Origin of the sequence: Pantoea sp. EKM21T, from assembly GCF_011800405.1 — a bacterium.
Taxonomy (GTDB): Bacteria; Pseudomonadota; Gammaproteobacteria; order Enterobacterales; family Enterobacteriaceae; genus Pantoea; species Pantoea agglomerans.
This window is the reverse complement of the sequence record NZ_JAALFV010000016.1, coordinates 26365-46210: the sequence shown is the minus strand read 5'-3', so window position 1 is coordinate 46210 and position 19846 is coordinate 26365. Positions and strand designations below refer to the sequence as shown.

Below are 19846 nucleotides of genomic sequence, written 5' to 3'. Positions count from 1 at the left end.
CGTGACGCCTTTATCGGGGGATCGATGAGTACGCAAAGCACTAACGTCCGCTGGCAACTGTGGATTGTTGCCATCGGCTTCTTTATGCAGACGCTGGATACCACCATCGTGAATACCGCGATCCCATCGATGGCGCACGATCTGGGTGTCAGCCCGCTGCACATGCACTCGGTCATCGTCTATTACGTGCTGACGGTCGCCGTCATGCTGCCGGTCAGCGGCTGGCTGGCCGATCGTTTTGGCGTGCGCAACATTTTCTTCTGCGCGATTGTGCTGTTCAGCCTGGGATCACTGCTGTGCGCCCTCTCCGGCACCCTCGATCAACTGGTGCTGTCGAGAGTGGTTCAGGGGATTGGCGGGGCAATGATGGTGCCAGTGGGTCGCCTGACGGTGATGAAAATCGTGCCGCGCGAGCAGTATATGTCCGCCATGACGTTTGTCACTCTGCCCGGCCAGATTGGCCCGCTGCTGGGTCCGGCGCTGGGCGGTGTGCTGGTGGAGTACGCCAGCTGGCACTGGATCTTTCTGATCAATATCCCGGTCGGCATTGCAGGCGCTATTGCCACCCTGATGCTGATGCCCAACTACAGCATGCAGACGCGGCGCTTTGATTTCGGCGGTTTTATCCTGCTGGCCGCCGGAATGGCAACCCTGACACTGGCGCTGGATGGTCAGCGCAGCAGTGGCGGCTCTCCGCTGCTGCTGGGTGCCATGATCCTCATTGGCATGTTCTCTCTGCTGTTCTACCTGATGCATGCGCGCAGCAATGATAATGCGCTGTTCAGCCTGAAGCTGTTTGATAATCGCATCTACTCCATTGGCCTGCTCGGCAGTTTTACCGGCCGCATCGGCAGCGGCATGCTGCCCTTTATGACGCCTATCTTTCTGCAGCTCGGCATGGGTTACAGCCCGTTTCATGCTGGTCTGATGATGATTCCGATGGTGCTGGGGAATATGGGGATGAAACGCATTGTGGTGCGCATCGTCAATCTTTTTGGCTACCGCAACGTGCTGGTGATGTCGACCGTGGCGCTGGCGCTGGTGGTCCTGCTGTTCCCGCTGGTGGCAATTCTGGGCTGGGTCTGGCTGCTGCCACTGGTGCTGTTTCTGCAGGGCATGGTCAACGCCATCCGCTTCTCTTCAATGAATACCCTGACGCTGAAGGAGCTGCCCGATGAGCTGGCGTCCAGCGGCAACAGCCTGCTGTCGATGATTATGCAGCTGTCGATGAGTATCGGCGTTACCGTGGCCGGGCTGCTGCTGGGGGCATTTGCTCAGGAGAGCGCAGCAAACAGCACGGCGGAACATCAGATGTTTATTTATACCTACCTTTGCATGTCGCTGATTATCATCCTGCCCGCGCTGGTGTTCTGGCGCGTGCCGCCACAGGTGAGTACCAACGTTGATTTGCGACGCCGGAGAAAAAAATGAGAGATAACCTGCGCCTGGGCATCGGTGCCAAACTGTTTATGGCGATTTTCGCCACCTGCATGCTGGTGCTGATTACCATGCACTGGGGGGTTCGCCTCAGTTTCGAGCATGGCTTTGTCGACTACATTAAGCGCGGCAACGAGCAGCGGTTAAATCTGCTCAGCGATGCCCTGGCCGATCAGTATGAGCAGCACGGCAACTGGGATTTTTTGCGCCACAACGATCGGCTGGTGTTCACCATGCTGCGCTCGCTGGAGCAGAATCCCGACAGTAACAGTCAGCTGCCGCCGCACGGCTGGCGCACCCAGTTCTGGATCCTCGATCAGCAATATAAAGTGCTGGCCGGGCCAAAATCGCCGGTGCCGCCCGAAGGCACGCGACGCAATATCACCACCAGCAATAATAAAGTGGTCGGCTGGGTCATCGGCTCGCCGCCGGAGCGGCTGACGCGCAGCACCGACATTAACTTTGATCAGCAGCAGCGGCGCACCAGCTGGATTATCGTCGGGCTGTCCACGCTGCTGGCGGCGCTGGCAACCTGGCTGATGGCGCGCGGTCTGCTGGCTCCGGTCAAACGACTGGTTGACGGCACCCATCATCTGGCGGCCGGTAATTTTGCCACCCGCGTTGAGGTCAGCAGCCGGGATGAGCTGGGCCAGCTGGCCAGGGACTTTAACCTCCTTGCCAGCTCGCTGGAGAAAAATGAGAGCATGCGCCGCGCCTTTATGGCCGATATCTCCCATGAGTTACGCACACCACTGGCGATCCTGCGCGGTGAACTGGAAGCGATGCAGGATGGCGTGCGCAAACTGACGCCGGAAGCGATCGCCTCGCTGCAGAGCGAAGTGGTGGTGCTGACCAAGCTGGTCGACGATCTGCACCAGCTGTCGCTGTCCGATGAGGGCGCCCTTGCCTACCGCAAACAGGCAACCGATCTGGTGCAACTGCTGGAAGTGACGGCGGGCAGCTTTGCCGAACGCTATCGTGCACACGGGCTGACGCTGAAACTCAATCTGCCCGATAACGCCCCCTTCTTTGGCGATCCCGACCGCCTGATGCAGTTGTTCACTAATCTGCTGGAGAACAGCCTGCGCTACACCGACAGCGGGGGCCGGGTTGAAGTGACGCTGAACTATGAGGCACCCAACTGGCGCATCGAGTTTGATGACAGCGCACCGGGCGTGGATGGGGAACATCAGGCCCAGATTTTTGAGCGCTTCTTCCGCACCGAAGGCTCGCGCAATCGCGCCAGCGGTGGCTCGGGCCTGGGCCTGGCCATCTGTAAAAATATCGCTGACGCGCATGGCGGCGATATTCATGCGGCGCACTCTGATTTAGGTGGACTGAAAATCGCGCTACACTTGCGCTATGTTCCCCTTGTGTAGACGCTTATGAGCCTGGAAAACCACGACCCGCTGATTCTGGTGGTCGAAGATGAGCCGAAACTGGCGCAGCTGATGATCGATTATCTGCATGCCTCGAACTACCGTACCCATCACATCGCCGACGGCAACGCGGTGCTGGAGTATGTGCGCCAGACGCCACCCGACCTGATGCTGCTGGATTTGATGCTGCCAGGCACCGACGGTTTAACGCTGTGCCGTGAAATCCGTCGTCATTCCGAACTGCCGATTATTATGGTCACCGCCCGTACCGAGGAGATCGATCGGCTGCTGGGGCTGGAGCTGGGCGCGGATGACTACATCTGTAAACCCTTCAGCCCGCGTGAAGTAGTGGCGCGAGTTAAAACGATTCTGCGGCGGGTAAAACGGTCGGCGGAAGAGCCGCAAAGCGCCTCATTACTTCGCGTCGATGAGAGCCGCTTCTTCGCCAGCTGGCGCGACAAGCCGCTGGATCTCACCCCGGCGGAGTTCCGCCTGCTGAAAACGCTGTCGCTGGAGCCGGGCAAGGTCTTTTCACGCGAACAGCTGCTTAACCATCTCTATGATGACTACCGCGTGGTCACGGACCGCACCATCGACAGCCATATAAAGAACCTGCGGCGCAAGCTGGAGACTCTCGACAGCGAGCAACCTTTTATCCGCGCCGTCTACGGCATGGGCTATCGCTGGGAAGCCGATGCCTGTCATTTGATCTAGTTTGATCCCGATCAATTTACTTCCCTTTTCTCACTGCCTACAATTCCGCACCTTTTGCAGGGCTTAACTGCCCTGCACCTGCCGCCTGAGGCGACATGCTGACCTGACATCAGTGAGAAAATCATGAAACCCGAACTGCTTTCCCCCGCTGGCACCCTGAAGAACATGCGTTACGCGTTTGCTTATGGTGCCGATGCCGTCTATGCCGGCCAGCCGCGCTACAGCCTGCGGGTGCGCAACAACGAATTCACCCACGAAAACCTCGCACTGGGCATCAGTGAAGCGCACGCGCTGGGTAAAAAATTCTACGTGGTGGTGAACATTGCGCCGCACAACGCCAAGCTGAAAACCTTTATTCGTGACTTAGCGCCGGTAGTGGCGATGCAGCCCGACGCGCTGATTATGTCCGATCCCGGCCTGATTATGCTGGTGCGAGACGCTTTCCCGACGATGCCGATTCATCTGTCAGTGCAGGCCAATGCGGTTAACTGGGCCACGGTAAAATTCTGGCAGCAGATGGGCCTGAGCCGGGTGATTCTGTCACGTGAGCTGTCGCTGGAGGAGATCGCCGAGATCCGCCAGCAGGTCCCGGAGATGGAGCTGGAAGTCTTTGTCCATGGCGCACTCTGCATGGCCTACTCCGGTCGCTGCCTGCTCTCCGGCTATATGAACAAACGCGATCCGAATCAGGGAACCTGCACCAACGCCTGCCGCTGGGAGTATAAAGTGGCGGAGGGTCAGCAGGATGAGGTGGGGAATATCGTCGGTATCCACCAGCCTGTCGCCGTACAGGATGTGACGCCAACGCTGGGCGTTGGTCAGCCCACCGACAAGGTGTTTCTGCTGGAAGAGAAGATGAAGCCCGGCGAGGTGATGAGCGCGTTCGAAGATGAGCACGGCACCTACATCATGAACTCGCGGGATCTGCGCGCGGTCGCGCACGTGGAGCGGCTCAGTGAGATGGGCGTTCATTCGCTGAAGATTGAGGGACGCACCAAGTCCTACTACTACTGCGCCCGCACCGCTCAGGTTTATCGCCGGGCGATTGATGATGCCGCTGCCGGTAAGCCGTTTGATCCCTCACTGCTGTTAACCCTGGAAGGCCTGGCACATCGTGGCTATACCGAAGGCTTCCTGCGCCGCCACACTCACGACAGCTACCAGAATTATCAGCAGGGCTTTTCGGTGTCCGACCGCCAGCAGTTTGTCGGCGAATTCACCGGCGAACGCCGGAGCGAATGGGCTGAAGTGGCGGTGAAGAATAAGTTTATGCTGCACGACAGCGTGGAGATCATGACGCCTCAGGGGAACCTGAATTGCCAGCTGGACGCGCTGCAGAATGCGCGCGGCGAACCCACTGAAGTTGCGCCGGGCGATGGCCATCGCGTCTGGCTGCGGGTGCCAGAGGAGGTGGATCTGCGTTTTGCACTGCTGCTGCGCAACTTTGATCATGGTGAAGATACCCGGGACCCTCATAATCGTTTACCAACGGAAACATTTTGAGGAAATCAGAACAGGATCACAGACCCCTGCGCGGCGCTGCTTTATAGTCCCGCCTGCTGCTAACGAGTAACAATAAACGGCAGATTTACCAGGAACCACCTCATTTACCCGCCCGGCTCCCCCGTGCGGGTTTTCTTTTTTCTCTCTTTCGCCAATAATTTACTGCTGGCAGCTGTGTTATAAATCCCTTCTTACTCTGTAGATCTTCAAGGAACGCAAAATGGATAATAAACCGCTTACGCTGCTCATCCTGAATGGGAAAGGCGCGGGTAATGATGATCTGCGCGAAGCTATTACGACCCTGCGTGAAGAAGGCTTCGACATTGCGGTGCGTGTCACGTTTGAAAAAGGTGACGGCGACCGGTACGTCAAAGAGGCCATTGCGCTGCAGGCCGCGACCGTGGTGGCCGGTGGTGGCGATGGCACCATCAATGAAATTGCGACAGCGCTGGCTTCTTCTGAAGCGGATCATCGCCCGGTGCTGGGCATCCTGCCGCTGGGTACCGCCAACGATTTTGCCACCAGCGTCGGCATCCCGGAAGAGATGGAACCAGCACTGCGACTGGCGATTCAGGGCAAAGCCAGTGCCATCGATCTGGCCAGGGTAAACCAGAGCCACTACTTCATCAATATGGCGACCGGCGGGTTTGGCACCCGTATCACGACTGAAACCCCGGAAAAGCTGAAGTCGGCGCTGGGCGGCGTCTCCTACTTTATTCACGGCCTGATGCGCATGGATACGCTGAAACCGGATACCTGCGAGATCAGCGGCCCCGATTTCGCCTGGCAGGGTGATGCGCTGGTGATCGGTATTGGTAATGGTCGTCAGGCGGGCGGCGGTCAGCGGTTATGCCCTTCTGCCCTGATCAACGATGGCCGACTGGACGTCAGTGTTGTCACCGCGCAGGAGTTGCTGCCTACCCTGCTGCACTCGCTGACCGGCGACGATGACAATCCCGGCATCGTCACCACGCAACTGGAGTCATTGACGATCCGTTCGCCGCATGAGATGACCTTTAACCTCGATGGCGAGCCGCTTTCCGGGCGCGAATTCGTGATTGAGGTGATGGCGGGCGCGCTGAGCTGCCGCCTGCCGCCGCAGTGCGCGCTGCTTGCCTGAACCGACATCAGGGGCGAAAGCCCCTTTTTCTTCTGCTCCCATTGGCGCCCATTTTCTCCGTAACATCCCTCCTGCTGCCTCGCTTTATCACGCCTTAACGGGCGTTTTCAGGCAATGTAAACACTCTGTGATTCCGTTCACAACTCTGCCACCCTAACTTGTATGGTAGTATTAAAGAGCGTACTTTTTCATCATTGAACGCTGACTTAAGGCAACCAGGATGAAAATTGTTAAGGCAGAAGTATTTGTAACCTGCGCAGGCAGAAACTTTGTCACCGTAAAGATCACCACCGATCAGGGTCTGACCGGCATTGGCGACGCAACGCTGAATGGCCGTGAATTACCGGTCGCCTCCTACCTGAAAGATCACGTCTGCCCGCAGCTGATTGGCCGCGATGCGCATCAGATCGAAGACATCTGGCAATATTTCTACAAGGGCGCTTACTGGCGTCGTGGCCCGGTCACCATGTCCGCTATCTCGGCCGTCGATATGGCACTGTGGGATATCAAAGGCAAAGCCGCCAATATGCCGGTGTATCAGCTGCTGGGTGGTGCATCCCGTACCGGCGTGATGGTCTATTGCCACACCACCGGTCACTCCATTGATGAAGTGATGGATGACTACGCGAAGCACAAAGAGCTGGGCTTCAAAGCGATTCGCGCGCAGTGCGGCGTTCCGGGCATGAAAACCACTTACGGCATGGCGAAAGGTAAAGGTCTGGCCTATGAGCCTGCAACCAAAGGCAACTGGCCGGAAGAGCAGCTCTGGTCAACCGAGAAATACCTCGATTTCACCCCGAAACTGTTCGCCGCCATCCGTGACAAGTTTGGTTTCGACGAGCACTTGCTGCATGACATGCATCATCGCCTGACGCCGATTGAAGCGGCGCGTTTTGGCAAGAGCGTGGAAGATTATCGCCTGTTCTGGATGGAAGATCCGACGCCTGCTGAGAATCAGGAGTGCTTCCGCCTGATCCGCCAGCATACCGTTACGCCGATTGCCGTGGGTGAAGTGTTCAACAGCATCTGGGATTGTAAGCAGCTGATTGAAGAACAGCTGATCGACTACATCCGCACCACCATTACGCATGCGGGCGGCATTACCGGTATGCGGCGTATCGCTGATTTTGCCTCGCTCTATCAGGTGCGCACCGGCTCGCACGGTCCTTCTGATCTCTCCCCTGTCTGCATGGCGGCTGCACTGCACTTTGACCTCTGGGTGCCGAACTTCGGTGTGCAGGAGTACATGGGCTTCTCCGAACAGATGATGGAGCTGTTTGATGCTAACTGGACCTTTGACCAGGGCTACATGCATCCAGGCGACAAACCCGGTCTCGGCATTGAATTCAACGAGAAACTGGCGTCGAAATATCCCTATGAACCTGCCTATCTCCCGGTCGCCCGTCTTGAAGATGGCACCCTGTGGAACTGGTAAGGAGAAGCTGATGAAAAGCGTTGTTATTGAACAGCCGGGTGAACTGGTGGTGGCTGAACGTCCGCTGCCACAACCTGCGGCGGGCGAAGTCCGGGTCAAAGTGGCTTATGCCAGTATCTGCGGCTCTGATGTGCATATCTGGCACGGTCATAACCCGTTCGCGAAATATCCACGGGTAATTGGTCACGAATTTTTCGGCGTCATTGACGCGGTGGGTGACGGTGTTGATCCGGCCCGGCTGGGCGACCGCGTGGCGGTGGATCCGGTGGTGAGCTGCGGCAGCTGCTATCCCTGCTCGGTAGGCCGTCCCAATGTCTGCACCACACTGCAGGTGATTGGCGTGCACCGTGATGGCGGCTTCAGCGAGTTTGCGCTGGCTCCGGCAAAAAATGCTTTTTCCCTGCCGGACAGCATCCCCGATCGGCTCGCCAGTCTGGTTGAGCCTTTCACGATCGCCGCCAATATCACCGCGTTTCTCAAGCCGCAGCCAGACGATGTCGCGCTGATTTACGGTGCCGGTCCGATGGGGCTCACTGCGATTCAGGTGCTGAAGGGCGTCTATAAGGTTAAAAAGGTGATGGTGGTGGATCGCCTGCCGGAAAGGCTGGCACTTGCAGAGCAGAGCGGTGCCGATCAACTGTTCGATAACAACGAAATCCCGCTGGCAGCACAGCTTGAGGGCGTGCAGCCTACGCTGATTATCGACGCGGCCTGCCATCCCACCATTCTTGCTGAAGCAGCTGCCCTCGCCTCACCGGCCGCGCGCATTGGCCTGCTGGGCTTCTCCGGCGAGCCGTGCAGCATTACTCAGCAGAGCCTGACCAGCAAGGAGCTGTCGCTGTTTACCTCACGTCTTAACAGCAATCGTTTCCCACAGGTGATCGAATGGATGGAAGAAGGGTTAATCCAGCCAGAGAAACTGGTCACGCACTACTTCCCGCTGCAGGAGATTGAGCGTGCGATGACCCTGTTTGAAAAAGATCCGCGCACCTGCTGCAAAGTCATACTTCAGATGGGTTAATTATCCGCTGAACACCAGGTCTCCTCAGCCGGTGCGTACCCGCCGGCATGACTATAAAGATAAAACAGATCACGGAGTTTGTATGTTCAAGAATCTGCGCTGGACCCTCGTTTTGCTGCTGTTCCTGGTTTACATGATTAACTACCTCGATCGTGTCGCCCTGTCGCTGACGGTGCCGCTGGTGGAAAAAGATCTGGCGATCAATGCTGAGCAGTTTGGCATGATCTTCGGCAGCTTTTTCTTTGGCTATGCCCTGTTTAACTTCCTTGGCGGCCTTGCCACTGACCGCTATGGCCCTAAAATCGTGCTGGCCGTGGCGGTAGGTGCCTGGTCCATTTTCTGCGGCATGACCGCACTGGCCACCGGCTTCTGGTCACTGCTGATCCTGCGTGTGCTGTTTGGCATGGCTGAAGGCCCGATCTGCTCCTCGGCCAACAAAGCGATTAACGGCTGGTTCCCGAAAAAACAGGCCGCGACGGCCATGGGCTTACTGAGTGCCGGATCCCCTTTGGGTGGTGCGGTCGCTGGCCCGATCATTGGTTATCTGGCGCTCGCCTATGGCTGGCGTCCGGCGTTCGTAATTGTCTGCTGTATCGGACTGGTGTGGATGGCATTCTGGCTCTTCTTCGCCGCTGACAATCCGGCGAAGAGCAAGCGCGTCAGCGAAGAGGAACGTCTGCTGATTGATCGCCTGAAAGCAACGAACCCGAATGATGAAGTTGATCTGTCGGAAACGTCACATCCGTTTGGCTACTACCTGCGCCAGCCGATTATCCTGGTCACCGCTTTTGCCTTCTTCTGCTACAACTACATTCTGTTCTTCTTCCTGAGCTGGTTCCCGGCCTACCTGGTGCAGGCGCACGGCCTGGATATCAAATCAATGAGCATCACCACCATGATCCCGTGGATCGTCGGTTTCGTTGGCCTGGCGCTGGGTGGCTGGATCTCCGATAAGATCTTTAACATCACCGGCAAGCTGTTGTTGTCCCGCAAAATTGTGCTGGTGGTCTCACTGCTGGCCGCCGCAATTTGTGTGGCGCTGGCGGGTACGATAAAAGATGTGGTGCCTGCGGTAATTATGATGTCGGTGTCGATTTTCTTTCTCTATATCACCGGCGCAATCTACTGGGCGATTATTCAGGATGTGGTGCACAAGAGCCGTATCGGCAGCATCAGCGGCTTTATCCATCTGGTGGGTAGCCTCTCCGGCATCATCGGGCCCATCGTCACCGGGTTTATTGTTCATCACACCGGTAAATTCGATAGCGCCTTTATCCTGGCGGGCTGTGTTGCCGCGCTGGGTGCCTTCCTGGTGTTATTTGTGATTCGCAGTCCGAAAACTCAGGATAAACCGGTTTCGGTCTGAGTGTTGTTTCGCTAACAGATGTATGATTTCGGGGCGCTTTGCGCCCCGTTTGCCATAAGGATGGACTATGTTACAGATTGATCGCCTGCCCGCTGAGGTCAAGCGCCCCGCTTACGACCGCAGCCAGTTAAAAACCCGCATGGTACATATCGGTTTTGGTGCATTTCACCGCGCCCATCAGGCGCTCTGCAGCGATAAGCTGGCTGAACAGGGCAGCGACTGGGGTTATTGTGAAGTGAACCTCAACAGCGGCGCGTTGATTGAGGCCCTGCGAGAGCAGCAGCTGCTTTATACTCTCACCGAGATGGCCGATGATTCATTGCATACCCGGGTGATTGGCGTCATTACTCAGGCACTGCACGGCAAAAGTGACGGTATTGAGGCGGTGATCAATGCCATGAGCCAGCCTGAGGTAGCCATTGTCTCCATGACCGTCACCGAGAAAGGCTATTGCCACCAGCCTGCCAGTGGCAATTTAAATCCCGATCACCCTGACATCGTGCATGACCTGCAGAATCCGCATTCGCCGCGTTCGCTGCCCGGTCTGATTCTGGCCGCGATTCGCCGCCGACGGGATCAGGGTTTACCTGCCTTTAGCGTGATGTCCTGTGACAACATGCCGGAAAATGGTCACGTGACCCGCAACGTTGTTGTGCAACTGGCACAGCATCAGGATCCGGCCCTGGCAGACTATATTCAGCAACACATTACCTTCCCCTCCACCATGGTGGATCGTATCGTTCCGGCCATGACCGATGCAGCGTTTGCGGCACTAAGCGAGCGTCTGGGTTCCGATGACCCGGTTGCGGTTGAAGCGGAGCCCTTCTTTCAGTGGGTGATTGAAGATAACTTCGTCAATGGCCGTCCGGCGTGGGAAAAAGCGGGCGCAGAACTGGTCAGTGACGTTCTGCCCTATGAAGAGATGAAACTGCGCATGCTGAATGGCAGCCACTCTTTCCTGGCCTATCTCGGCTTTCTGGCCGGTTATGAATACATCAGCGACTGCGTGGCCGATCCCCATTTCCGCGCCGCCGCCCGTTCACTGATGATTGATGAGCAGGCGCCGACGCTGCGTACCCAGGGCGTGGATCTCAACGCCTACGCCGATTCGCTGATCGCCCGTTACGAAAACCGTGCCATTAAACATCGCACATATCAAATCGCCACTGACGGATCGCAAAAATTGCCACAACGCATGCTCGACAGCCTGCGCTGGCATCTGCAGCGCGGCAGCCGCTGCGACCTGCTGCTGCTGGGCGTGGCGGGCTGGATGCGCTATGTCGGCGGCGTCAATGAGCAGGGTCAGCCGATTGAGATCCGCGATCCGCTGAAAGCCACGCTGGCAGAGACGGTTGCCGGTAGCGAAGAAGGCGAAGCACGTGTCCGTGCGCTATTGGGTCTGCGCGACATCTTTGGCGAAGATTTAGCGCAGAACGCCGATCTGGTTGCCCGACTGACGACGTATTACCAGCAACTGACGACTCAGGGCGCGCGGGCGACGGTGCAACAGTGTATGAGCCAGGCATAACAGCCGGTGACAAAGCGCTGGCGCAGACGCAGCGCGCTGATTAGACTGACACTTTCCCATCGCGCTGGCCCCTGCCAGCCGTAATATGGATATTGCTGCATGTCGATCGCCTATACCATTACTACCAGCGAACCGGTAAATCAGCAGATTTACCGGTATCTGCGCAAAGATATCGTCACCTGCGCAATTCAGCCGGGCTCGCTGCTCTCGGAAAAAGAGGTATCCGCGCGCTTCAACGTCTCACGCCAGCCGGTGCGCGAAGCGTTCATCAAGCTGGCCGAAGCCGGACTGGTACAGGTATTGCCGCAGCGTGGCACTTTCGTGCGCAAAATCTCCGCTAAGCGGGTGGCGGATGGCCGCTTTATCCGGGAGGCCGTTGAGGTGTCGGTGGTTCGCCGTGCGGCACTGGAGATTGATGATCCGGCTCTGATGGCGCTGGAGCATAACCTGCAGCTGCAGCGCATGGCCGCTGAGCGGCATGACAGCCAGGCTTTTCTCACTCTGGACGATGAGTTTCATCGCCTGATTGCTGAAAGCATTGACTGTAAGCTGGCCTGGGAAACGGTGGAGAACATCAAAGCGGCCATGGACCGGGTGCGGTTTCTGACGCTGAGTGAAGTCTCTCCACCGGACAAGCTGATTGAGCAGCATGAAGAGATTTTTGCGGCGCTGAAGCGTCATGACGCCGATGCAGCCGAAGCGGCAATGCGTCGTCATCTGCAGGAGATGATCTTCTCTATCACCCCGATTGCCGAGCGTAACAGCGCCTGGTTTGAAGCACCCTGAACCTGGAACCGCCCGCACCACCTGATTACCAGGTCGATGCGGGCCTTCGTCGTTACCACCATTGATGAAAATGGTGAACCGGCCCGTTACCCTTCCCGACCTCCAGCGAATCCGCCTGCAGCAGCGCCTGCTGTAACCAGTTTTTGGCTTCCCCGATCGTCTCTGCCCAGTCAGCATGACGTGGTCGCAACGCGGCTAAGGCTGCCGACAGCGTACAGCCGGTGCCGTGCGTATGACGGGTATTCACGCGCGGCGAACTGAATCGCTGCTCTGCTGAGTGCGTGATCAGCCAGTCCGGGCTCTCCGCCGCCGCAAGGTGACCGCCCTTCATCAGCACGCCCTGACAGCCCAGTGCCAGCAATGCCCGTCCCTGCTCGCGCATTTCCTTTTCATCTGCCGCAATGGCGCAGTCCAGCAACGCCGCCGCTTCCGGCAGATTAGGCGTGATCAGCGAGACCTGCGGCAATAACAGCTCCCGAACACTGGCTACGGCGTCTGGCGAGAGCAGCGCATCACCACTTTTCGCAACCATGACCGTGTCCAGCACGATAAACGGGATTGCCGCATTGCTCAGCCGGGCCGCAACCTGCTCCACGATAGCTGTTTCTGACAGCATGCCAATTTTTGCGCTGTCGATGCGCACATCACTGAGCACCGAATCGAGCTGGGCAGCCACAAAGTCAGGCGTAATGCGATAAACCGACTGCACGCCGCAGGTGTTCTGTGCCACCAGCGCGGTGATGACGCTGGTGCCATAGGCTCCCAGAGCGGAGAAGGTCTTGAGATCGGCCTGAATCCCTGCGCCGCCGCTGGGATCGGTACCCGCAATCGTCAGAGCGTTAATACGCTTCATGATTACCCTCCAGCGTCCAGAGTGCATCAATAAACGCCGTGGCAAAGCTGCCGGGGCCGGCAGCCTGCGCCGCTGCCTTTTCACCCGCCAGCGCCATCACCTGACAGGCGGCCGCGACATTCATCAGCCGATCGCCAGGCAGAGAGCTGAAACCCGCCACCACTGCCGAGAGGGCGCAGCCGGTCCCGACTACCCGTGTCATTAAGGGGCTTCCACCGTGTACAGCAAGGAGTCGCTGACCATCGGTGGCGTAGTCCACTTCACCGGTGACGACCACCAGCGTGCTCCAGGTTTCCGCGAGCTGTTGGGCCGCATCGAGTGCTGCATCCGCCTGATGCAGCGTGTCGACACCGCGCCCGCCGCTGGCCTGTTGTGCCAGCGCCAGAATCTCTGACGCATTACCCCGAATCACCGCCGGTTGCTGGCTTAACAATTGCTGGCAGAAGTCACTGCGCAGCGTCAGCGCGCCGACGGCAACCGGATCGAGTGTCCAGGGCGTGCCCGCCTGATTAGCCGCAGTGACGGCAGCCTGCATCGCCTGCTGGCGCTCGCGGGTTAAGGTGCCCACGTTAATCAGCAGTGCATCGGCCATGCTACTGAACTGGGCGGCCTCAGCGGCATCGATCACCATCGCCGGTGAGGCATGGAGTGCCAGCAACACGTTGGCGGTGAAGTTCTGGACCACGTCATTGGTCATACAGTGCACCAGCGGTGACTGGCGGCGGAAAGCGTGCAGAATGGGCGCGAAGTGCGCGGCAGAAAGGTGTTGAGATTGATGTGTCATCGTAGCTCCCAACCGGCGAACAAGAAGGCGAATGCGGTCAGGCATCAGACTTCCCTACGCTGGCATTATCCAGTTCAGGTCAGCGGGTTTTTCTCAGCCCTTTCCGTGTGGAAAGCGGCACCCCGAGTCGTATTACGGCTTGCAGCATAGGCAAGCCGCGCAGCGAAAGCAAGCGACTCCCGCCTGGGAAATAATCAGAGCTGAAACAATTCACATGATCCCGATCAACGCCTGAGGGTGCAAAAAAAGGCTTAATGCTGCGGGTTAACGAGATACCTCTTTATAGGTAGTCACACTTATTACCCGGATGGGTAATATTTCCCGCAGTGACTCTGGTCACCCCATAATAATTAACCTGCTTGCAGCATCATCGTAAAAAACATTTTATTTCATGGGGTTAGAAAACTCCTGAAGCGGAACTTCATACTATTCAGGATGTATGATGCGATTTTTAGCGCTTATTCCACACCGCCATCGATGGCAGGATATTAATATTGAACGCAAGGGTGCCGTGGCACCCAATGGCAGACAGTACCTCTCCACCTATATTTCCGCCCGCTGCACAGGCTGTGGCGAAATTATTCACCGGGTCTATTATCGCGACATCAGCGATCGGCAGGCGCGCCGCTGGTTAGGTTAGCGTCCCGGTAACGGTCATTCCGGACACAGTTCAGGTTAACTGTTAGTTAGCAATTTGTTAGTCTGGTAACTAATCATCGTCTGACCAGACTCTCTCTATGCCACTGCTGTTTGAAAGCTTAAGCCATCAAATTTACCTGTCAGCCCCGCTGTTTATCCTGATCCTGCTGGGGTACTGCCTGACGCGCCTCGGGAAATGGCCCGCCAGCATCAGTGAAGGGATGAACCGCTTTGTGTTTAACGTTGCTCTGCCCTGCATGCTGTTTCGGGTGATGAGCACCTTCTCGCAAAGTCCGCCGGTGGATGCGCGCCTGTTGCTGGCCTTTTTCGGCAGTTGCCTGCTGGTGTTTATCGTGGGGCGACTGCTGGCAACAAGGCTGTTTAATCTGGATGGCGTAGCGGCGTCGGTTTTTGCGCTGGGCGGCATCTTTTCCAACAACGTCATGCTGGGGATCCCGGTGGCCACGGTACTGCTGGGGCCAGAAGCCCTGCCCCCGGTGGCGCTGGTGCTGGTGTTTAACAGCCTGATCCTCTGGACCTTACTGACCGTTTCGGTCGAGTGGGCAAAACAGGGCAGCTTCTCGCTGGAAGGACTCTGGCGCACCCTGCTCGGCGTGCTGAAGAATCCGCTGATCATCGGTATTCTCAGCGGTACAGCCTGGAGCTTTCTGCAACGTCCCTTGCCGCTGCTGGCCGCTGAACCGCTAAAGATGCTGGCCTCACTGGCCGCACCCTTGTCGCTGGTGACGCTGGGCATGAGCCTGGCACACTATCGGGTGCGGGATGGCTTAAAAGAGAGCTATACCATCTGCCTGCTGAAGCTGGTGCTGCAACCGATGACGGTATGGGCTATCGCGTGGCTGACCGATCTGCCGCCGCTGGAGAGTAAAGTGGTGGTGCTGCTGGGATCGATGGCAGTCGGGGTTAACGTCTATCTGATGTCGCAGAAGTTCAATGTCATTACCGGCCCGGCGGCGGCGAGCATGCTCTTTTCTACCGTGTTTGCTGCGGTGACAACGCCAATCTGGATGATGCTGATGACGCTGGCGGGCTATTAACAAAAAAGCCCCTCAGCAGGCGTGCTGAAGGGCTATTGTCTGGCTAACTAAATGTTACTCAGCCGATTTGGTACGAATCAGATAGTCAAAAGCGCTCAGTGAGGCTTTAGCACCTTCGCCGCTGGCGATGATGATCTGCTTGTACGGTACGGTGGTGCAGTCGCCCGCGGCGAACACGCCTTTCAGGCTGGTTTCGCATTTACCATCGATGATGATTTCACCCATTTTGTTACGCTCAACCGCGCCTTCCAGCCATGGGGTATTCGGCAACAGACCAATCTGAACGAAGATACCGGAGAGCGGCAGCTCATGAGTGGTCTGCGTCGTGCGATCGATATAGTGCAGGCCGGTGACTTTGGTACCGTCGCCTTTCACTTCGGTGGTCTGGGCGTTCAGGATCACATCCACGTTCTTCAGGCTGCGCAGCTTATCCTGCAGCACCTGATCGGCGCGCATCTCACCGGCAAACTCCAGCAGCGTAACGTGTTCAACAATACCGGCCAGATCGATGGCCGCTTCCACGCCGGAGTTACCGCCGCCGATCACCGCCGTGCGTTTGCCTTTAAACAGCGGGCCATCGCAGTGTGGGCAGTAGGTCACGCCTTTGGTGCGATACTCTTCTTCACCCGGCACACCCATGTTACGCCAGCGTGCGCCGGTCGCCAGGATGATGCTGCGTGATTTCAATACTGCGCCGGAGGCGGTTTCGATGGCGTGCATTCCGCCCTCTTTCGCTGCCGGGATCAGTTTGATGGCGCTCTGGCTTTCAATGACGTCCACGTTGTAATCATCCACGTGTGCGCGCAGTGAACCGGCCAGTTTTGCCCCTTCGGTTTTCGGTACGGAGATATAGTTTTCGATATCGACCGTGTCCAGCACCTGGCCGCCAAAACGCTCACCCAGCAGGCCGGTACGGATACCTTTACGTGCTGAGTAGATGGCTGCCGCTGCGCCCGCCGGGCCGCTGCCGATAATCAGGACTTCATAGGCGTCACGCTTGTTCAGCTCTTCCGCTGCACGTTTGTCGGCATTGGTATCCACTTTGCTGACAATTTCCGCCAGGCTCATGCGACCCTGACCAAACTCTTTACCATTGAGGTAAACCGCTGGCACGCCCATCACGTTACGTTCCTGAATCTCGTTCTGGAACAGGCCACCGTCGATAGCGGTGTGGCTGATGCGCGGGTTAATCACCGCCATCAGGTTCAGCGCCTGTACGACGTCAGGGCAGTTATGGCATGAGAGTGAATAGTAGGTTTCGAAATGGAAGTCGCTGTCCAGCGCGGCAATCTGATCCAGCAGGCTTTGTGCTTCTTTCGACGGATGCCCACCGGTCTGTAACAGTGCCAGCACCAGTGAGGTAAATTCGTGACCCAGAGGTGAACCGGCAAAACGCGGGCCGCTGTTCGAACCTGGGTTGGTGATCAGAAATGAGGGCTTACGCACCTGACGATCGTTCTCTTCGCGGAAGCTGACTTTGTCAGACAAACCGGCGATATCAACCAACAGTTCACGGATCTCGGTTGATTTTGCACCTTCGTCCAGCGTGGCAATCAACTCAACAGGTTTGGTTAATTTCTCAAGGTAAGCCTTGAGCTGGGTTTTCAGATTTGTGTCGAGCATAGTGATATCCTGGTCAAAAAATCGGGTGCCGCAGCACCCGATTGGAGAATGGTCGAAAGGCCGAAGCGGAATTAGATTTTGCCAACCAGGTCCAGAGACGGAGCCAGTGTTGCATCACCTTCTTTCCATTTAGCCGGGCACACTTCACCTGGGTGAGAAGCCACGTACTGAGCCGCTTTCACTTTGCGCAGCAGGTCAGAGGCGTCACGGCCAATGCCTTCAGCAGTGATTTCGATTGCCTGGATAACGCCTTCCGGGTCAACGATAAAGGTACCACGGTCAGCCAGACCTTCGTCTTCGCGCATGATTTCGAAGTTACGGGTCAGCGCGCCAGTCGGGTCACCGATCATCGTGTACTGGATTTTCGCGATGGTGTCAGAAGAACCGTGCCAGGCTTTGTGGGTAAAGTGGGTATCGGTAGAAACGGAGTAGATATCTACGCCCAGTTTCTGGAACTCTTCGTAGTGATCAGCCACGTCGCCCAGCTCGGTCGGGCAGACGAAGGTGAAGTCAGCTGGATAGAAGAAGAACACACTCCATTTACCTTCAACGTCTTTCTCGGTTACGTCGATGAATTCGCCGTTTTTGAATGCTGCGTTTTTGAACGGCTTGATTTTGGTATTGATAATAGACATCTGGTGGCCTCCGTTAAAATATGTGATGCAGGTTACATAATTTCCGGGCCAACATCTAATATGCAGTCGTTATCAATTTGATTAACGAAAGCTATCAAACGCTAAGAGCCTGATGCTCTCTGGCCCGGCAGGCAGTGTACAGCGATTTACGTGACATTTAACCCGCTTTATCTTTTCCGCCCCTCTCCGCGAATCGCTGCTAGTTTTGTAAGACCGGATTAAAAGGGAGCTGACTTGTGGAGATTCGTCCGTTTACTGAAGCCGATCGTCCTTTTCTGCGTACGCTGTTTCTGGCGGCGCGTCGGCATAACTGGCGCTGGCTGGACGGCAGCGAGTGGCAGCTGGAAGATTTTGATGGGGTAATCCTGGGTGAAACCGTGCTGGTCGCGGAAGCTGATGGACAGCGGGTCGGATTTGCCGGCCTGCTGGAGAACGATAACTTCCTGCACAGCCTCTATGTCGATCCTGACTGGCAGGGGCGCGGCGTGGGCAGCGCTTTGCTTAAGGCGGCAGAGGCGCGCTTTACCTCAACCGGTGCGCTAAAGTGCCTGCAGAAGAATAAAGCGGCGCAGGCCTTTTACCTGAAACATGGCTGGAAGATGATTTCACAAGGCGAAGGCGAACATGGCGGCTACGTGCTAATGCACTACCCGCTGGCTTCGCAATATGCCAGCGGGTCGGGTCGTGCTTAGAGCGCGCGGAAGGCGATGTCGCCGGGGATGACTTCGCCCTGCCAGTAAAGCTGGGCAGCAACGCGTCCGGCCAGCTGGCGATAAAGCGCGGTAAACTCGCTATCGGGCCGGCGAATCACCGTCGGCTGTCCTTCATCGAGATCTTCGCGCAGGTCAATGTGCAGCGGCAGTTGGGCCAGCAGTTGCGTCTGGTAATCCTCTACCAGTTTTTGTGCGCCGCCGGTGCCGAAAATCGGCTCATGGAAGCCACACTGACTGCAGACATGCAGGCTCATGTTTTCCACCACGCCAAGTACCGGCACATTGACCTTTTCAAACATCACCAGCCCTTTGCGGGCATCAATCAGGGCGATATCCTGCGGCGTGGTCACCACCAGCGCGCCGGTGACTGGTACGTTCTGCGCCAGCGTCAGCTGAATGTCACCGGTACCGGGTGGCATATCCAGCACCAGATAATCCAGCTCAGGCCACAGCGTCTCGTTCAGCAGCTGCATCAGCGCTTTGCTGGCCATCGGCCCGCGCCACACCATCGCATTGTCGTCCGTTACCAGATAACCAATAGAGTTGGTTGCCAGCCCGTGCGCCATGATCGGTGCCATGTGGGTGCCATCCGGCGAGGTAGGCCGCTGATCCTGGGTGCCAAGCATGTTCGGCACTGACGGGCCATAAATGTCGGCGTCAAGAATGCCGACCCGCGCCCCCTCTGCTGCCAGCGCCAGCGCCATGTTCACGGCGGTGCTGGATTTACCCACGCCGCCTTTGCCAGAGCTGACCGCAATAATATTTTTCACGCCGTTAACGCCCGGCTGGTTTTTCACCCGTTTCAGGGTGGCAATGTCATGGCTGAGTCGCCAGTCGATGGCACCCGCGCCGGTCTGACGCAGCAGTTCGGCGCTGACCTGCTCTTTCAGGACGTCGAACCCGCTGGCCCAGGCAAACGGCATCAGCAGCTCCACATGCAGCGTACCGTCAAGCTGCGCCACGTGATGTAACGCCTTAAGGGCGGTGAGATTCTGCTTAAGGGTCGGATGCTCAAAGCTTCTCAATACGCCAGCCACGATGGCGCGCAGGCCTTCTGGCGTCTGCGGTTCCCGGGATTGTGCTGTCATCCCCTACTCCTTATTTCTGCTGTGCTTACGCTGTGTTTCAGCGATGTATTGTCAATGATATCAGATGCCCGTGGATCTGCGGTGACCGCAGGGGGTGAATCCCTTGTGTTTACGCAGGAGAAGCCTTCAGTTACCATCTAAGCCCGTTTTTTCAATCAACAGAA

General features: G+C 57.2%; 18 protein-coding genes and 1 riboswitch. Of the genes, 13 read left to right on the top strand and 5 right to left on the bottom strand.

What is annotated here, in order from left to right:
• Positions 1-24: 24 nt before the first annotated feature.
• The 10 genes from HFD87_RS22095 to HFD87_RS22050 all read left to right on the top strand — a co-directional run bounded on the left by HFD87_RS22095 (position 25) and on the right by HFD87_RS22050 (position 12289).
• Positions 25-1431, top strand: coding sequence for an MFS transporter (locus tag HFD87_RS22095; protein ID WP_031292679.1), 1407 nt, complete (start codon positions 25-27; stop codon positions 1429-1431).
• Complete coding sequence (gene baeS, locus HFD87_RS22090) at positions 1428-2816, top strand: two-component system sensor histidine kinase BaeS (RefSeq protein WP_010670989.1); 1389 nt, start codon at positions 1428-1430, stop codon at positions 2814-2816. The genes HFD87_RS22095 and baeS overlap by 4 nt, the downstream gene beginning before the upstream one ends.
• A gap of 6 nt (positions 2817-2822) precedes the next feature.
• Entirely contained in the window at positions 2823-3530 is a 708-nt protein-coding gene (gene baeR / locus HFD87_RS22085; protein WP_010248188.1) for a two-component system response regulator BaeR, read from the top strand.
• Positions 3531-3650: 120 nt separating this feature from the next.
• The gene (yegQ, locus tag HFD87_RS22080) at positions 3651-5033 is read left to right on the top strand and encodes a tRNA 5-hydroxyuridine modification protein YegQ (protein ID WP_167423939.1); all 1383 of its coding nucleotides are present in this window, start codon (positions 3651-3653) and stop codon (positions 5031-5033) included.
• Positions 5034-5253: 220 nt separating this feature from the next.
• Positions 5254-6153 carry a lipid kinase YegS gene (gene yegS, locus HFD87_RS22075; RefSeq protein ID WP_033772226.1) on the top strand — a complete coding sequence of 300 codons (900 nt, stop codon included), beginning with the start codon at positions 5254-5256 and terminating at the stop codon, positions 6151-6153.
• A 220-nt stretch (positions 6154-6373) separates the two neighbouring features.
• Complete coding sequence (gene manD, locus HFD87_RS22070) at positions 6374-7588, top strand: D-mannonate dehydratase ManD (RefSeq protein WP_010670990.1); 1215 nt, start codon at positions 6374-6376, stop codon at positions 7586-7588.
• A 10-nt stretch (positions 7589-7598) separates the two neighbouring features.
• Positions 7599-8609: a Zn-dependent oxidoreductase gene (locus HFD87_RS22065; RefSeq protein ID WP_167423935.1), complete on the top strand. Its 1011-nt coding sequence runs from the start codon at positions 7599-7601 to the stop codon at positions 8607-8609.
• 82 nt (positions 8610-8691) lie between these two features.
• On the top strand, positions 8692-9975 hold the full coding sequence (locus HFD87_RS22060) for an MFS transporter (protein WP_010248200.1): 1284 nt from the start codon (positions 8692-8694) through the stop codon (positions 9973-9975).
• A 67-nt stretch (positions 9976-10042) separates the two neighbouring features.
• Complete coding sequence (locus tag HFD87_RS22055; RefSeq protein ID WP_060680596.1) at positions 10043-11503, top strand: mannitol dehydrogenase family protein; 1461 nt, start codon at positions 10043-10045, stop codon at positions 11501-11503.
• Between the two features lie 99 nt (positions 11504-11602).
• Positions 11603-12289: a GntR family transcriptional regulator gene (locus HFD87_RS22050; RefSeq protein ID WP_010248206.1), complete on the top strand. Its 687-nt coding sequence runs from the start codon at positions 11603-11605 to the stop codon at positions 12287-12289.
• 52 nt (positions 12290-12341) lie between these two features.
• Here HFD87_RS22050 and thiD read toward each other — a convergent pair whose 3' ends face one another.
• Together thiD and thiM are read right to left on the bottom strand one after the other, a co-directional pair.
• Entirely contained in the window at positions 12342-13142 is an 801-nt protein-coding gene (gene thiD, locus HFD87_RS22045) for a bifunctional hydroxymethylpyrimidine kinase/phosphomethylpyrimidine kinase (RefSeq protein ID WP_167423934.1), read from the bottom strand.
• The gene (thiM, locus tag HFD87_RS22040) at positions 13129-13926 is read right to left on the bottom strand and encodes a hydroxyethylthiazole kinase (protein WP_122890131.1); all 798 of its coding nucleotides are present in this window, start codon (positions 13924-13926) and stop codon (positions 13129-13131) included. Before thiM ends, thiD begins: the two co-directional genes overlap by 14 nt.
• A 34-nt stretch (positions 13927-13960) precedes the next feature.
• Positions 13961-14061: riboswitch (TPP riboswitch) on the bottom strand.
• Positions 14062-14368: 307 nt separating this feature from the next.
• Here thiM and HFD87_RS22035 point away from each other — a divergent pair.
• Positions 14369-14566, top strand: a complete 198-nt coding sequence (locus HFD87_RS22035; RefSeq protein ID WP_010248217.1) for a hypothetical protein — start codon at positions 14369-14371, stop codon at positions 14564-14566.
• Between the two features lie 97 nt (positions 14567-14663).
• Positions 14664-15623, top strand: coding sequence for an AEC family transporter (locus tag HFD87_RS22030; RefSeq protein WP_022625034.1), 960 nt, complete (start codon positions 14664-14666; stop codon positions 15621-15623).
• A 54-nt stretch (positions 15624-15677) separates the two neighbouring features.
• Here HFD87_RS22030 and ahpF read toward each other — a convergent pair whose 3' ends face one another.
• On the bottom strand, positions 15678-17246 hold the full coding sequence (ahpF, locus tag HFD87_RS22025; RefSeq protein WP_010248223.1) for an alkyl hydroperoxide reductase subunit F: 1569 nt from the start codon (positions 17244-17246) through the stop codon (positions 15678-15680).
• Positions 17247-17317: 71 nt separating this feature from the next.
• Positions 17318-17881 (bottom strand): alkyl hydroperoxide reductase subunit C, encoded by a 564-nt coding sequence (gene ahpC, locus HFD87_RS22020; protein ID WP_010248225.1) that lies wholly within the window; start codon positions 17879-17881, stop codon positions 17318-17320.
• Between the two features lie 236 nt (positions 17882-18117).
• On the opposite strand from ahpC, the gene HFD87_RS22015 reads away from it, so the two are divergent.
• Positions 18118-18573, top strand: coding sequence for a GNAT family N-acetyltransferase (locus HFD87_RS22015; protein WP_010670997.1), 456 nt, complete (start codon positions 18118-18120; stop codon positions 18571-18573).
• On the opposite strand, the gene apbC is transcribed toward HFD87_RS22015, so the two are convergent.
• A complete protein-coding gene (gene apbC / locus HFD87_RS22010) occupies positions 18570-19682 on the bottom strand; it encodes an iron-sulfur cluster carrier protein ApbC (RefSeq protein WP_010248231.1) in 1113 nt (370 codons plus the stop codon). The two genes, HFD87_RS22015 and apbC, sit on opposite strands and share 4 nt — an antisense overlap.
• Positions 19683-19846: the final 164 nt, after the last annotated feature.